Here is a 14,081-nt window from a genome sequence, read left to right on the forward strand (position 1 = left end):
CCGCAGGCACAGGAGGGCGAACACATGACCACGCCGCAGACACGCAGCTCGAAGGCCGCGCCGACGAAGATCGTCACCACCAACACCGGACGCATTCTCCGCGTGAGCGCGGCGGATGCCGAGGGCAGCATCGCGGCGGCCACGCCTGCTGTGCCCGCCGCTCAGCCGGTCGTCGATCCGGCTCGTCGCGCCGATGTGCTCTTCCGCAAGCGCCGTGCCGAGGGGCAGGAGATGAGCGCCTGGTGGATGATCGGGGCCTTCCTCGCGACCAGCGGACTCGTCATCATCCTGCTCAGTGGCGTTCCGGTGTGATCGGAGCGTCGATCCTGTCACGCACCGCACCGATCTCTGCCTGAACGGTCTCTTCGCGGACCGGTTCCTCGACCAGTTCTGATGCCGTGAATCGGCGCGCGCTCGCGGTGATGCGCGCCGGCTGGGCATCGAGCGTGGTCGCGTCGATGCCGGGGAACTGTCGTGCGGTCACGAGGACGCGGGTCTCGAGCGACCCGGCGAAGCGGTTGTAGCTGTCGACCGTGCGCTCCAGCGCGCGGCGGAGGTCGTCGGCATGACCTGCGAGGGTCCCGAGACGGTCGTACAGCTGCGTGCCGAGGTTCAGGAGCGTGCGGGCCTCGGTCGACACCTCCTGCTGCGTCCACGTGTACGCAACGGTCTTCAGGACGGCCCAGAGATTGACCGGGGAGGCGAGAGCCACGCGTCGACCGAACGCGTAGTCGAGGAGGGTCGGGTCCTCGTCGATCGCGGCGGCGAGCAGGGATTCGCTGGGGAGGAAGCAGATCACGAACTCGGGACTGGAATCGAGCCCGGCCCAGTACGCCTTCTTCGCGAGTGCATCGACGTGTGCGCGCACCGCCTTGACGTGCTTCTGCATGTGTACGCGGCGCTGGGCCTCGTGCGCATCGCCCGAGGGCAGCGCCGACGCCTCGAGGTACGCGTCGAGCGGCACCTTGGCATCGACGGCGATCGAGGCGCCGCCGGCGAGACGGATCACCATGTCGGGTCGGCCCTGCCCGCGGTCCGACGAGATCGTGGTCTGCAGGTCGAAGTCGACGTGCCGCGTCAATCCCGCCGCCTCGACCACGCGCCGCAGCTGGGTCTCGCCCCAGACGCCGCGCGTGGCGGTCGAGCGCAGCGCTCCGGCGAGCGACTCCGTCGTCGCGCGCAGCGCCTCATCGGACTCCTGCGCTCGCCGCAACTGCTCGGCGAGTGAGCCGAACTGGGCGTGGCGCTCCTGCTCGATCGTCGCGACCTTCTGCTGCATCTGCTGCAGGCTCTCACGCACCGGGGCGAGCGCGGTGAGCACGGCGTTCTGCTGCTGCACCCGCTGCGCCTCCGCTCGTTGCTCGACGCGCGCGTGCTCGACGGCATCGCGGTAGAGGTCGTACTGGCGATCGCGATCGTCGCGGGCCGCGGCGAGCTCGGCCTGTACGCGAGCGAACTCGGCGGCACCTCGGCCGGCGCGCAGGAACCAGCCGAGCGCCGCCCCGGCGCACAGAGCGGCGATGACGAGGAGAACGATCAGGGGAGCATCCATGTGCTCATGATGCCCCTGGCCACCGACATTGCCGGGAGGCGTCCCGGTCAGGCGACGGCGCGCTCCTCGCGGACGACCGGCGCGCCACCGAGTCGCACTCCCAAGATCTCGGCGAGCATCTCGACGTCCGAGGCCGCGGCGCGGCGCGCGGCATCGATCACGATCTGCGCGCAGGCCCGAGCATCCGCCAGCGCATCGTGATGCGAGAACTCGGCGAACCCGGCCGCTGCCGCCGCCTTCGGGAGGCGATAGGAGTCGAGCTGGTAGGTCTTGCGCGCGACCTGCAGGCTGCAGAGCGAGCGATACGGAGGGCATACGCCGCCGGTTGCCTCGGATGCGCGGCGGAGCACGTTGAGGTCGAAGCCGGCGTTGTGCGCGACGAGCACATCGGACCCGGCGAAATCGCACAGGCGGTCGAACTGCTCGGTCCACGTGGCGGCCGTGAGAACGTCTTCGGGCTGGATGCCGTGGACGCGGACGTTCCACTCCTGGAACTCGTCGTGCCCGGGCGGGGGCTGGATCAGCCACCCGGCCTGCGCCACGACCTCGCCGCCGCGCACGCGCACGAGGCCGACGGAACAGGCGGAGGCGGGGCTGGAGTTCGCCGTCTCGAAGTCGATCGCTGTGAAGTCCAGGGGCACGAATCCACTCTCGCCTGGGCGTCCTGTTCGGGGCGGGCGGCGCGCCGTATGCTGACGACATGGCGGACAGCAGAGCGACGTCGTTCGGCGCGCAGGCGCAGGACTACGAGGCGGGGCGACCCGAGTACCCCTTCGACGCGGTGGCATGGATGCTCGAGATTTTGCCCGCCGGGGCGCAGCGCGTCGCAGACGTCGGGGCGGGAACCGGCAAGCTCACCCGAGCCATCGCGCACGCTCCGGGGGCTCAGATCGTCGCGATCGATCCCGACCCGGCCATGCTCGCCACCCTGCGCGAGAACGTGCCGGGCGTGCCCACGTTCCTCGGCACCGCCGAATCCCTTCCGCTGCCGGACGACAGCCTCGACGCCGTCGTGCTCGGTCAGGCCTGGCACTGGGTCGACCCGGTCCGGGCCTCCGCCGAGATCGGACGTGCGGTGCGGGCGGACGGAGCGCTCGGGCTGATCTGGAACATCCGCGACGAGCGCGTCGAGTGGGTGCGCGACCTCAGCGGCATCATGCACCGCAGCGCGGCGGAGGAGGCGCTCGCCGCCGGTGACCCTGTCGTCGCCGCCCCCTTCGACACGCTCGACAGCGAGAGCTGGGAATGGTCGCGGCCGATGACACGCGAACAGCTCCACCGCATGGCTTCGTCGCGCAGTGCGGTGATCACCGCGACACCCGAGGAAAGGGAGCGCATCCATCGGGAGATGGACGCCCTCTTCGACGACCTCGAGTTCACCGACGGAGTCATCGATCTGCCATACGTGACGAAGGCGTTCCGCGCCCGTCGCGGGTAGGCATGGTCGAGCGCGCGGTCGACCCTGCAGGCGCGAGAGCCCGTATCGGATGGGCGCGCAGACACAGCCGCACCGTCACAGCCCTCATCATCGTGGGCGTGGTGATCGCGCTGATCGTCGCCGACGGCATCCGCCGCTCCTTCGAACTCGAATAGGGAACTCCGACGAGCACCTGCCCCGGGTGATCGCGGGCGGCGAGTGCTCCGCTTACTCGGCTATCGCGCAGGTGTCGTCGTTCTGCCACTGCCACTCGCCCAGGGGTACCGCGTCGGAGTGAACTGTCATCGTCGAATGAATGGATGCTCCGATCGATAACGTCTTCCACGCACCGGACGGGCGGGAGAAATGCACGACCTCTCCCTCGGCGGACGGCCTCAGGTCGGAGAGGGGCACGATGTCGATGCCGTCGCCGGTCGCACGCTCCGACGCGAACGACCTCGCGTACCAGTCCGAGGAATCGGCGACGCAGGTCACGTAGTCGATCGAGCCATCGAAGTTCACGCGAACGGCTGACGGGTGCACGGCGGTGCAGCCGACGAGCGCCGCGAGTGCGGTCGCAGCGGTGAAAGCGGATGCCACGGCTCTGAGCTTTCGCATGTGTGTGAGGTTAGTGACGCGGGCGATCCGCGGGTACGTGCGTTGTGCGATCGTTACGGCGTTCGCGCGGCAACGCCACCCGTGGGCGCAACGGTCAACCGGCGGGCCATCCCGCGACAGGTAGACTCGTTCCCCGTGGCTCTCACTATCGGAATCGTCGGCCTGCCCAACGTCGGCAAGTCCACCCTCTTCAACGCACTCACCAAGAACGACGTGCTCGCAGCGAACTATCCGTTCGCGACGATCGAGCCCAACGTCGGCGTGGTGAACCTACCGGACCCGCGGCTCGACAAGCTCGCGGAGATCTTCGGCAGCGAGCGCATCCTGCCCGCTGCGGTGTCGTTCGTCGACATCGCCGGCATCGTGCGCGGCGCCAGCGAGGGGGAGGGGCTGGGCAACCAGTTCCTCGCGAACATCCGCGAGGCCGACGCGATCGCTCAGGTCGTGCGTGGTTTCGCTGACGACGACGTGGTGCACGTCGACGGTGCGGTGAACCCGGCATCCGACATGGAGACGATCAACGCCGAGCTGATGCTCGCCGACCTCCAGACCGTCGAGAAGGCGATCACCCGGTACGAGAAGGAAGTCCGCGGCAAGAAGGTCGACCCGTCGGTCCTCGATGCGGCGATCGCGGCGAAGGACGCTCTCGAGCGCGGTCAGCTGCTCTCGGTCAGCGGCCTCGACCTCGAGCCCATCCGCGAACTCGGGCTCCTCACCGTGAAGCCCGTCATCTTCGTCTTCAACGTCGACGAGGCAGTCCTCACCGACGACGCACGCAAGGCAGAGCTCGCCGCGCTCGTCGCTCCGGCTCAGGCGATCTTCCTCGACGCCAAGATCGAGTCGGAACTCATCGACCTCGACCCCGAGGACGCCGCCGAGCTGCTCGCGGCGACCGGCCAGGACGAGTCCGGCCTCGACCAGCTCGCCCGCATCGGCTTCGCCACGCTCGGACTGCAGACGTACCTCACCGCCGGTCCGAAGGAAGCGCGCGCCTGGACGATCCCGCAGGGTGCCAAGGCTCCGCAGGCGGCCGGTGTCATCCACACCGACTTCGAGAAGGGCTTCATCAAGGCGGAGATCGTCTCGTTCGAGGACCTCGTCGAGACCGGATCGGTCGTCGAAGCCCGCGCCAAGGGCAAGGCCCGCCTCGAGGGCAAGGACTACGTCATGAAGGACGGCGACGTCGTGGAGTTCCGCTTCAACAACTGAGCGGGGTCGGCGCGATCAGCTGACCGCTCCGTGACGGCCGAGATCCTGCCTCAGCACCTCGGGCCAGACTTCGATGTCCTCGGGCGCGCGCGCAACCGTCAGGGTCGCGTGCGGGAGGATCTCGACGAGTGCCTCCGCCGTCGACAGCGGATGCCCCGGGTCGTCGGTCCACGCCAGGATCGATGTCGGCACCTCGATGCGGGCGACGGCCTCTGGCGTGGGCAGATCGCTGAGTGCCGCCCCTCGCAGGACCGACGGCAGAAGCGTCTCGGTGACGTCGGGCCCCGGATCGGGCACGGCCTCGGCCTCTGGCGAGGGTGCGGGGCCGCGCGTGCTCGCGAGGTACGCCTCCATACCCTCGGCGTCGATGAGATCGGCCGCGGCTCGGTAGTTCGCGGCCTGAGCGGGTCGGGTATCCCACGCCGTGGGCGGCGCCATGAGCGTGAGTCCGGTGAAGCGTTCCGGCGCGATCGTCGCAGCGTGCAGCAGTGTCGCGGTGCCCATGGAGGGGCCGACGCCGTGAACGCGCTCGCCCGGGAACCAGTGGTCGAGCAGTCGCAGGAGGTCGTCGGCGAGGGTCTGCCAGCGATAGTCCTCGGGGACCTTCCGTCCGGTTGACCGGCCGTGGCCGCGCGCGTCGTAGCGCAGCAGTCGCGTTCCGCTGAGTCCTCGGCCGAGGTCGAGCTCGAGTCCTCGATCGCGCGCCCGGCTCGCGGTGAGGCCGTGCAGCTGGACGACCGGGTGTCCGCCTTCATCGCTCATGGCGACGGCCAGCTCGGCTCCGGGCACCTCGAATGTGGGCATCAGGCTCCTCGCTCGGTGATGACCGTATTGGTTCGGTGGTCGGTGTGATCTCCAGGTTATCTGGGGGATATATGGTGCTACCCATGCGCCTGACCAATGTGACGCACCTCCGTCTCCCGTTCGGACGCCTCTGGGGATACGACGTCACCGCGTCCGCGCCCGGACGGCGCCTCCCCGTGTCGTTCGACCAGCGCCTCCATGTCGGGGCGGGCGATCGACCCGGCTCGTGGATGGCGCTCTCCTTCCGGCTGCCTGCACCGATTCCTCGCGCGTCGATCGCCGACGCCTGGCTGGAGGTGATCGCTCGACATGGCACCCTGCGGACGGCGTTCGTCGCCGGTGCAGACGGCGAGCCGGAGCTCCACGAGATCGAGATCGGTCCCGGTAGTTGGGTCGAACATCAGGTCGGCTCGGGGCAGGCCGTCAACGACGCATTGCGGGATGTCCTCGATGAGGCGTGCTCGCCGTACCGGCATCCGTCGCACCGCCTCTGCGTGTTGGAGACCGCTGCCGGTCTCACGGTCGTGATCGCTGCGGACCATGCGCACGTCGACATGTGGTCGATGCTGGTGATCGCGCGCGACCTGCTGTCCGCGCTCGACGCCGGGCGCGTCGGTGCGCAGCCGACGTCGCGGCCGGCACCGGCATTCGTCGAACACACGCAGACTCTGTTGGATCGGGATGCGGCACCCGACCACGTGCGTCGGCGGTGGGAGGACATCATCGACGGCAGCGGCGGCGTGATGCCGCAGTTCCCGTTGTCGCTGGGTACTCCCGAGCCGCATCGTGAGCGCGTGGAGGTGCGCGATGTGTTCGATGTCGACGATGCCGCGGCCTTCGCCGCACAGGCGCGCGACGACGGCGTCTCGACCCTCGCGCGCGCCGTCGTCGCGATGACCGCGGTGACCCGAGAACTGGCGGATGCCCCGCTTCGCGCCGTGTTCCCCGTGCACAGCCGATTCGAGGACACCTGGCACGACTCGGTCGGATGGTTCATCACCAACTCCGTCCTCGAGTCGGACGTCGCAGAACCGCTCGCGGCGGCGGCCGCAGTCAAAGAGGCGGTGCAACTCGGCGCCTGGCCGCTCGCGGACGTCCTCGCGCCGTGGGGCGGCATGCCCGTCGCCCCCGGGATGTTCGCGATCTCGTGGCTCGACCTGCGCAGGCTTCCCGTGCGCATCGACTCCGTCGGCCTCGACGCCCAATACGTCAGCGCGGCGACCGACACGGACGGGGTCATGCTGTGGTTCATCCTGGATGAGTCGGGCCTGCACCTGAGATGCCGCTACCCCGACACGGCGGAGGCTCGCGCGAACGTCGGCGGATGGCTCGACCTCCTCGTCGCCCGGCTGCAGGCGGATGCGCGGTCGTCCGTGCGGGGACGCCTGCAGGTGGCGGGCCGAGAGTTTCGGCTCGAACGGGCGAATCGAGACGACATCGGGGCCATCGCCGCGCTGCTTCTCGACGATCAGTTCGGCCGGGATCGGGAGAGCGTCGAGCTCGAGCGCTACGAGGCGGCCTTCAGCGCGGTCGCGCGCGACGGATCCAACTACCTGGGGGTCGTCCGCGACAGCGACGATCACGCGGTCGCCACGATGCAGCTGACCGTCATCCCGGGCCTCTCCCGCGGTGGGTCGACGCGGCTCCAGATCGAGGGACTGCGCGTCGCTGCAGGGACGCGGTCACAAGGGCTGGGCGCGGCGATGCTCGAGTGGGCGCACGAATTCGGGCGAGTGCGCGGGGCCCGGCTGTCGCAGGTCACCACCGACGATGCGCGGGAGCGGACTCGCGCCTTCTACACCCGACACGGGTACCAGACCGCCCATGTCGGACTGAAGCGGGAGATCTAGCCGAGTCAGCCGCTAGAGCGTCCACACCGAGAGCATCTGCCAGCCCTCGGGAACCTGCGCCTCGAGCGCGCCCATGTCGTCGGCCGAGATCTCGCGGACGCCGTCTCGGCGATCGAACCGGGCCGTCGCCTGGATGCCCGCCGTGCCCTTGAGCATCCGTACCGGGGCCGAGACGAGGTCGAACCCGTCCGGTGCATGGCTCGAGATCTGCGCGTACACGTCGTCGAGGGACGCGCCGGCGACCTCGACGGTGTGCGATTCGACGGGGCGGATGAGAGCGGCGAGCATCTCCCCAGCCTAGATCGACGGGCGCGGGCGCACGGTCATCACGCCGCCGACGGACGTCGCTCGATCTGCGGATGCGGGTATGCCGTGTCGCGGTCCTGGAAGCTGAGAATGCTCGGATTCTGGACCGCGCCGTCGCGGATCTCGATCGCGCGGGCGAGCGTGCTGCTCGCGTCCCAGGAGGCCTCTCCCTCCATCACCGAGCGGAGGAAGGGCAGCGTCGCCTCGCTGATCTCCCAGGTCGCCGAGTTCCAGAGGTACGAGGGGCTGTGGTCGACGGCGTAGTAATCGACGCCTTCTCCGACGGTGAACATCGGTTCGTCGAAGGTCGTGGGTGTCGCCCACTCGAATCCCATGCCCTCGTCGCAGGAGACATCGATGATGAGACTTCCCGACGTGAATCCCTGCAGGTCCTCCGTGCGCAGATAAGTCATCGGCGCCGCGACGTCCTGCAGTGTGCAGTTGACGACGATGTCGTGCGACGCCAGGAAGTCCGGCAACAGCACGTCACCGGCATCCGTGACGACCGTGCTGAGGTGGGTGGCCCCGCTGCCATCGGTGTTCAGCTGCGTCATGTGCGCATTGTGGATGGGAGAGCCGACGGCCGCCACTCCGCGTTGCGTGAGCACCTGGATGTCGTGGATGCCGTGCGCGTTGAGCGCGGTGACCGCGCCGCGCGCCGTCGCTCCGAAGCCGATCACGACCGCGCTGAGGCGTGGACCGTAGTCGCCGGTCGAGCCGACCAGGCTCAACGCATGTTGCACCGAGCAGTAGCCCGCGAGCTCGTTGTTCTTGTGGAACACGTGCAGGCTCATGTCTCCCTGCGGCGTCCAGTGGTTCATCGCCTCGAACGCGATCAGCGTGAGGCGGTTGTCGATCGCGGTCTGGGTGATCGCGGCATCCTGCACGCAGTGCGGCCAGCCCCACAGCGTGCGCCCCGCGGGGATGGCGGCCACATCGGCCGCCTGCGGCTTGGGCAGCAGCAGCACATCGGCGGAGGCGAGCACCTCGGCGCGGTCGGCTACTCGTCCGACGCGCGACTCGATGTAGCCGGGGGAGAGCCGGAAGTCGGCGCCGTATCCGCGCTCGACGACCATGCGCGCCCGGAGGTCCGGGTCGATGCGGTCGAAATGGTGGGGGTGGATCGGCAGTCGTCGCTCGTTCTCCATCGAGGAGCCGGCGAGGAGACCGAGTGAGAGCAGAGCGGCAGTGGAGCGGGGTGCGGCGTCGGACAACGTGATTCCCATCATCGGAGAACCAGGGTCAGTTCCTTCTCCGACAGTACGCCCCTGGCCTGTGCGGCGGGGCCGCATGTGCGGCACCCGGCTTCGTGACTTCCGCGACCGCCCGGTACGCTGGGTAAGGCCCACCTCACAAAAGGAGACTGCCGCACTATGGCTGACATTCAGATCTTCGAACCCGCAGGACGCGCGATCCCCTTCACCGCAGAGGGTGAGGGCCCCGCACTGATCCTGATCGCCGGGCACGGTCTGAACGTCACTTACCTCGAGCTGCTGTCGCACTCCGTGTCGGAGGAGGACTTCCGGGTCGTGAGCATCGGCTCGCGTCGCCCCTCGGATGCCGCGGTCACGATGCACGACCTCGCGCAGGACGTCGTCGACGTCATGTCGCACCTCTCGATCTCGGATGCCTGGGTCGGAGGTCACGCCTTCGGCGGTGCGGTGGCACGCGTCGTCGCTCTCGACCACCACGATCGTGTCAACGGCGTGCTCCTGCTCGGCGTGGACGAGACCGGCCCTTCGGCCGAGGCGCTCGCCGCGATCCCCGCCCCGGCCCGCGACGCCGAGGTCGACGCACTGCAGGCCGCCGCGTGGGAGACCCCCGCTCCGCTCGCCGAGGGGCTCCCGGTGCTCGTGGTGCAGGGCACCGACGACCCGATCGCCCCGGTCGTCAACGGCGAGAAGCTGCAGGCCGCAGCCCCCGACCGCGTGAGCGTCGTGGGCGTCGACGGCGGCGGATACCTCTTCCCGTTCACCCACATGGGGGCGACCTCCTGGGCGATCGAGGACTACCTCGACTGGGACTGACCTCTCGGGCTGAGAGGATGGTCTGATGACCGCCACCCTCGTCGCCCAGAACCTTTCCGGTGGGTACGGCCACCGCGTCCTCTTCGAGGGTGTCGACCTGACGGTCGCTCCCGGCGACGTCATCGGCGTGGTGGGCGCGAACGGCGCCGGCAAGTCCACCCTCCTGCGCCTGCTCGCGGGGGCGGATGCTCCGATCGAGGGGAGCGTCGCGCTCGCACCGGCCGACGCCTTCGTCGGGTGGCTGCCGCAGGAGCACGAGCGCGTCGCGGGCGAGAGCGTCGCGGACTACATCGCGCGTCGCACGGGCTGTGCCGAAGCGACGAGACAGATGGATGCCGCGGCCGAGGCTCTCGGCGATCCCTCGCTCGCGGCACCCGGTGTCGACCCGGCCGATGCCTATTCGACCGCTCTCGACCGCTGGCTCGCGAGCGGGGCGGCCGACCTCGACGAACGTCTGCCGGCGGTGCTGGCCGATCTCGGGTCGTCGAGCGGCGGCGCGCTGACCCCCGAATCGATGATGACGGCGCTCTCGGGCGGCCAGGCGGCGCGGGTCGGTCTGGCGGCGCTGCTGCTCTCGAGGTTCGACGTCGTGCTGCTCGACGAGCCCACGAACGACCTCGATCTCGACGGCCTGGATCGGTTGGAGGCGTTCGTGCGAGGTCTTCGCGGCGGCGTGGTGCTGGTCAGCCACGACCGCGAGTTCTTGGCGCGCAGCGTGACGAAGGTGCTCGAGCTCGACCTCGCGCAGGGGACCAACCGCCTCTACGGCGGCGGGTACGACGCGTTCATCGAGGAGCGCGCGACGGTCAAGCGACATCTGCGCGAGCAGTACGACGAGTTCGCCGAGAAGAAGGCCGATCTGGTCGCCCGGGCGCGGACGCAGCGCGAGTGGTCGAGCCAGGGCGTGCGCAACGCCATGAAGAAGTCTCCCGACAACGACAAGATCAAGCGCAAGGCGTCGATGGAGTCGAGCGAGAAGCAGGCTCAGAAGGTGCGCCAGATGGAGAGCCGCATCGCGCGCCTCGACGAGGTCGAGGAGCCCCGTAAGGAGTGGAAGCTCGAGTTCACGATCGGGTCCGCACCGCGCTCCAGCACCGTCGTGTCGACGCTGAACGGGGTGGTCGTCCGACAGGGGACCTTCACGCTCGGACCGGTGACGCTCCAGGTCGATGCGGGCGACCGCATCGGGATCACGGGTCCGAACGGTGCAGGAAAGTCGACGCTTCTGCGAACCCTTCTCGGCACGCGCAGCCCCGACGAGGGGAGCGCGAGCCTCGGCAGCAGCGTGCAGATCGGCGAGATCGACCAGGCGCGCTCCCTCCTCGTCGGCGACGCGGCGCTCGCGGATGCCTTCGAACTGCTCGTGCCCGAGATGGCGTCGGCCGACGTGCGCACGCTGCTGGCCAAGTTCGGGCTCAAGGCCGACCACGTCACGCGGCCGGTCGATGGCCTGTCTCCGGGGGAGCGCACCCGCGCGGCGCTCGCGTTGCTGCAGGCACGCGGTGTGAACCTGCTCGTGCTCGACGAGCCGACGAACCACCTGGATCTGCCGGCGATCGAGCAGCTGGAACAGGCCCTCGAGTCGTACACGGGCACGCTGCTGCTCGTCACGCACGATCGGCGGATGCTCGACGCCGTCGAGACGAACCGGCGCTGGAACGTCACCGACGGGAACGTCGCCGAACTCTGAGCGTCAGCGCCCCTGACGCTTCTTGTACGGCTTGGGCTGGCCCTTCACGATCGGGGCCCTGCCTTTGCCCTTCGATGCCTTGGCCTTGCCGCCCGCCGGGGCGACGTTCTTTGGGGCGGGCGGGGGCGCAGCAGCGACGGCGGCCTGCGCCTCGACGAGGAAGAGCTCGCCGACGTGCGTGAGTCGCGGCGTGCCCTCACGATTGATCAGCGCGTGCCCGACCTCTTCCTCGAGTTTGTCGAGCGACGTGTAGAGCGAGGCGAGGGGGATGCCGAGCGACTCCGCGGCACGCGGGAAGTGGAGCGTCTCGGCGAGGACGACGTAGCGGCGCAGGAGGGCGATCTTCATGGTGGTGCCTTCGGGTCCGCGGCGATCGCGGCTCTGCTCCCAACCTACGGGATCGGCCGGACACAGCGGATGCCGCGGCTCTGGTGAGCCGCGGCATCCGAAGTCTGTGGGTCAGGCGACCTGGGGCAGGACCGCGAACGACACGGCCCCCTCGTCGTCGACGCCCGCGTCGAGGATCTTGTCGTCGAGGGCGACGGCGGCGGTCTCATCGAGGAACAGACGCGTTCCCGAGATCTCGACCACCTGGTCCTGCGGCTCGGGATCGGTCGTCACCAGCACGGCCAGGCGGGACTCGCCGCTGGGGCCCTGGGCCTCGGTGGAGTGGATGCGGAGGCCGGCATCCGGAGCTTCGCTCTGGCGGCTCACGAGGGTGGTGACGATGGCGGAGGCGTTATCGGTGAGGGTGAGCACGAGACTCTCCTTCCGGTTGGGGCACGCCGCGGTCGCGACGTGTCCGGGCCACGATGCCGAAACGGGGACGCGCTTTCAACCTCGACGCGCCGGTTCGGAGGAACCTCTCACCTGGGCAACAGCTTTCGCAGGAACACCTGCTCGGTCCCGTCCCCGTCGGGGATCCTCTCGCTCTCCACGTAGCCGCACGCCTCGTACAGGCGGATGTTCGCCTCGCTCAGGCTGCCGGTGAACAGTTCGGCCTCCGGGGCCGCCGATGCCTGCTCGGCTGCTTCCAGGAGCGCCCGTCCGATTCCTTCCCCCTGCATATCGGGGGCGATCGCGATCCGTCCGATCAGGAGGAGGTCGGTGCCGTCTCGGAAGCGGATCGCACCGACCACCCGACCGTCGAGACGGGCGGCGAAACCCTCGCCCGCGGCGAGTTCCGCGCGCATTTCGTCGAGGGTCTGCGTCAGCGGCGGCATGTCGGCGCTGCCGTAGATCTGCGCCTCCGAGACGAACGCGGCGCGCTGAATCGTGAGCACTTCACCGGCGTCCTCCTCCCGAAGAGGGGAGATCTCGAGGGTCGCGCCCTCGTGCGGATGATTCTGCGATGTCTTTTCTCGTGCGGTCACCTGCCTACGTTCGGTGTTGCCGTGCCGGGGTGTCAACCCCCTCGGAAAGGCGGATGGTGAACGATACGTTCGCCTTCAGGAGGTCAGAAAATGGCAAGCAAGACCACGTCCACGTCGGCCGCGAAGAAGACCGGCACGAGTAAGCGCGGCGCGAAGACGACGCGCACCCAGAACGCGGAGAAGGGCTTCACCGCCTCGTCGACGCTGGCGGCGAATCTGCAGGCCGTGCTCGTCGATCTGCTCGAACTCTCCCTGCAGGGGAAGCAGGCGCACTGGAACGTCGTCGGTCGGAACTTCCGCGACATGCACCGCCAGCTCGACGAGATCATCGACGACGCGCGAGCATTCAGCGACACGATCGCCGAGCGCATGCGTGCACTGCACGCCGTGCCGGACGGCCGGAGCGCCACGATCGCCGCAGCGACCTCTCTCCCGGAGTTCCCGGCGGGAGAGGTGTCGACCACCGAGACGGTCGACCTCATCACCGAGCGCCTCGAGGCCACGGTCGGCACACTGCGCGATGTGCACGATGCCGTCGACGACGAGGACCCGACCTCCGCAGATCTTCTCCACGCCATCATCGAACGCCTCGAGCAGTTCGCCTGGATGGTGAGTGCGGAGAACCGAGAGCCTGCGGGGCGCTGAAGGGAGCGATCCGCACGGCCGCGCGTCAGGGGAGCGGCGCGTCGGGGTGCGGTCGGGTCAGTCCTTCGGGCTGTCTCCCGGCCGCACCGAGTTGCGGATGATGCGCGGGAGAACGACCCACAGGGCACCGACCGCGACGACCGCGGCGACGAGGGCGATGAGACCCGCGGTGCGATTCACGGTGAAGTCGACGATGAGAGTGGTCACCCCGATCGTCAGCGCTCCAATGACGAGGAGATCGATCTTCACGATGCGCGCGGCGATGTGCACGAGTTCGGGTTTGCGCCGTCGGCCGAAGAAAGCGCGGTGCATCCCCACAGGCGCGAGGGCGAGGATCGTGGCGATCGCGGCCAGCGCCACCAGCACGACGTACAGATCGCGCTGCAGCTCGTCCATGTCGGTGAAGCGCGGCTGGAAGGCGACGGCGAGCAGGAATCCCGTGAGGATCTGCGTGCCGGTCTGCATCACCCGCAGTTCCTGCAGCAACTCGTCCCAGTTGCGATCAGCCCGCTCGTTGGGGGTCTCGTCGCGACCATCCGCACGGTCGTCGAACTCGGACGCAGCACTCATGGACTCAGTCTGTCGATTGG

At 69.1% G+C, this 14,081-nt stretch carries 18 protein-coding genes; 8 read left to right on the forward strand and 10 right to left on the reverse strand.

Annotated features, from left to right (window positions below; translation table 11 throughout):
• Positions 1-24 precede the first annotated feature (24 nt).
• Complete coding sequence (locus ACZ5Y9_RS06825; protein ID WP_247623002.1) at positions 25-312, forward strand: hypothetical protein; 288 nt, start codon at positions 25-27, stop codon at positions 310-312.
• On the opposite strand, the gene ACZ5Y9_RS06830 is transcribed toward ACZ5Y9_RS06825, so the two are convergent.
• Both ACZ5Y9_RS06830 and ACZ5Y9_RS06835 read right to left on the reverse strand, forming a co-directional pair.
• Positions 293-1,552: a DNA recombination protein RmuC gene (locus tag ACZ5Y9_RS06830; RefSeq protein WP_247623001.1), complete on the reverse strand. Its 1,260-nt coding sequence runs from the start codon at positions 1,550-1,552 to the stop codon at positions 293-295. The genes ACZ5Y9_RS06825 and ACZ5Y9_RS06830 overlap by 20 nt on opposite strands.
• A 47-nt stretch (positions 1,553-1,599) precedes the next feature.
• Positions 1,600-2,193, reverse strand: coding sequence for a 3'-5' exonuclease (locus tag ACZ5Y9_RS06835; RefSeq protein WP_464472625.1), 594 nt, complete (start codon positions 2,191-2,193; stop codon positions 1,600-1,602).
• Positions 2,194-2,252: 59 nt separating this feature from the next.
• Between ACZ5Y9_RS06835 and ACZ5Y9_RS06840 the strand changes: the two genes are divergently transcribed.
• Both ACZ5Y9_RS06840 and ACZ5Y9_RS06845 read left to right on the forward strand, forming a co-directional pair.
• Entirely contained in the window at positions 2,253-2,990 is a 738-nt protein-coding gene (locus tag ACZ5Y9_RS06840) for a class I SAM-dependent methyltransferase (protein ID WP_464472626.1), read from the forward strand.
• A gap of 2 nt (positions 2,991-2,992) precedes the next feature.
• Positions 2,993-3,145, forward strand: coding sequence for a hypothetical protein (locus tag ACZ5Y9_RS06845; RefSeq protein ID WP_464472627.1), 153 nt, complete (start codon positions 2,993-2,995; stop codon positions 3,143-3,145).
• 52 nt (positions 3,146-3,197) lie between these two features.
• Here ACZ5Y9_RS06845 and ACZ5Y9_RS06850 read toward each other — a convergent pair whose 3' ends face one another.
• Positions 3,198-3,587 (reverse strand): hypothetical protein, encoded by a 390-nt coding sequence (locus ACZ5Y9_RS06850; RefSeq protein ID WP_247622997.1) that lies wholly within the window; start codon positions 3,585-3,587, stop codon positions 3,198-3,200.
• 135 nt (positions 3,588-3,722) lie between these two features.
• Here ACZ5Y9_RS06850 and ychF point away from each other — a divergent pair, with 135 nt between their 5' ends.
• Positions 3,723-4,796 (forward strand): redox-regulated ATPase YchF, encoded by a 1,074-nt coding sequence (gene ychF / locus ACZ5Y9_RS06855; RefSeq protein ID WP_464472628.1) that lies wholly within the window; start codon positions 3,723-3,725, stop codon positions 4,794-4,796.
• Between the two features lie 15 nt (positions 4,797-4,811).
• Here the strand turns inward: ychF and ACZ5Y9_RS06860 are convergent, their stop codons facing one another.
• Positions 4,812-5,600, reverse strand: coding sequence for an alpha/beta fold hydrolase (locus ACZ5Y9_RS06860; RefSeq protein ID WP_247622995.1), 789 nt, complete (start codon positions 5,598-5,600; stop codon positions 4,812-4,814).
• Between the two features lie 83 nt (positions 5,601-5,683).
• Here ACZ5Y9_RS06860 and ACZ5Y9_RS06865 point away from each other — a divergent pair, with 83 nt between their 5' ends.
• Positions 5,684-7,450, forward strand: a complete 1,767-nt coding sequence (locus ACZ5Y9_RS06865) for a GNAT family N-acetyltransferase (RefSeq protein ID WP_247622994.1) — start codon at positions 5,684-5,686, stop codon at positions 7,448-7,450.
• A 12-nt stretch (positions 7,451-7,462) separates the two neighbouring features.
• Here ACZ5Y9_RS06865 and ACZ5Y9_RS06870 read toward each other — a convergent pair whose 3' ends face one another.
• Complete coding sequence (locus ACZ5Y9_RS06870; protein ID WP_247622993.1) at positions 7,463-7,738, reverse strand: hypothetical protein; 276 nt, start codon at positions 7,736-7,738, stop codon at positions 7,463-7,465.
• 38 nt (positions 7,739-7,776) lie between these two features.
• Positions 7,777-8,985 (reverse strand): N(5)-(carboxyethyl)ornithine synthase, encoded by a 1,209-nt coding sequence (locus tag ACZ5Y9_RS06875; protein WP_464472629.1) that lies wholly within the window; start codon positions 8,983-8,985, stop codon positions 7,777-7,779.
• A gap of 144 nt (positions 8,986-9,129) precedes the next feature.
• On the opposite strand from ACZ5Y9_RS06875, the gene ACZ5Y9_RS06880 reads away from it, so the two are divergent.
• A complete protein-coding gene (locus tag ACZ5Y9_RS06880) occupies positions 9,130-9,783 on the forward strand; it encodes an alpha/beta fold hydrolase (protein WP_247622991.1) in 654 nt (217 codons plus the stop codon).
• A 25-nt stretch (positions 9,784-9,808) separates the two neighbouring features.
• Positions 9,809-11,473: an ABC-F family ATP-binding cassette domain-containing protein gene (locus tag ACZ5Y9_RS06885; RefSeq protein ID WP_464472630.1), complete on the forward strand. Its 1,665-nt coding sequence runs from the start codon at positions 9,809-9,811 to the stop codon at positions 11,471-11,473.
• Between the two features lie 3 nt (positions 11,474-11,476).
• Here ACZ5Y9_RS06885 and ACZ5Y9_RS06890 read toward each other — a convergent pair whose 3' ends face one another.
• From ACZ5Y9_RS06890 to ACZ5Y9_RS06900, 3 genes are all read right to left on the reverse strand, one after another.
• Positions 11,477-11,821, reverse strand: coding sequence for a LysR family transcriptional regulator (locus ACZ5Y9_RS06890; RefSeq protein ID WP_247622989.1), 345 nt, complete (start codon positions 11,819-11,821; stop codon positions 11,477-11,479).
• A gap of 111 nt (positions 11,822-11,932) precedes the next feature.
• Positions 11,933-12,232, reverse strand: coding sequence for a Fe-S cluster assembly protein HesB (locus ACZ5Y9_RS06895; RefSeq protein ID WP_247622988.1), 300 nt, complete (start codon positions 12,230-12,232; stop codon positions 11,933-11,935).
• 107 nt (positions 12,233-12,339) lie between these two features.
• Positions 12,340-12,789, reverse strand: coding sequence for a GNAT family N-acetyltransferase (locus ACZ5Y9_RS06900; RefSeq protein WP_464472735.1), 450 nt, complete (start codon positions 12,787-12,789; stop codon positions 12,340-12,342).
• A 147-nt stretch (positions 12,790-12,936) separates the two neighbouring features.
• Between ACZ5Y9_RS06900 and ACZ5Y9_RS06905 the strand changes: the two genes are divergently transcribed.
• Positions 12,937-13,491: a Dps family protein gene (locus tag ACZ5Y9_RS06905; protein WP_247622986.1), complete on the forward strand. Its 555-nt coding sequence runs from the start codon at positions 12,937-12,939 to the stop codon at positions 13,489-13,491.
• A gap of 57 nt (positions 13,492-13,548) precedes the next feature.
• On the opposite strand, the gene ACZ5Y9_RS06910 is transcribed toward ACZ5Y9_RS06905, so the two are convergent.
• Positions 13,549-14,061: a DUF6328 family protein gene (locus ACZ5Y9_RS06910; protein WP_247622985.1), complete on the reverse strand. Its 513-nt coding sequence runs from the start codon at positions 14,059-14,061 to the stop codon at positions 13,549-13,551.
• Between the last annotated feature and the right edge of the window lie 20 nt (positions 14,062-14,081).

It is taken from the genome of Microbacterium sp. T3-8 (assembly GCF_055398145.1).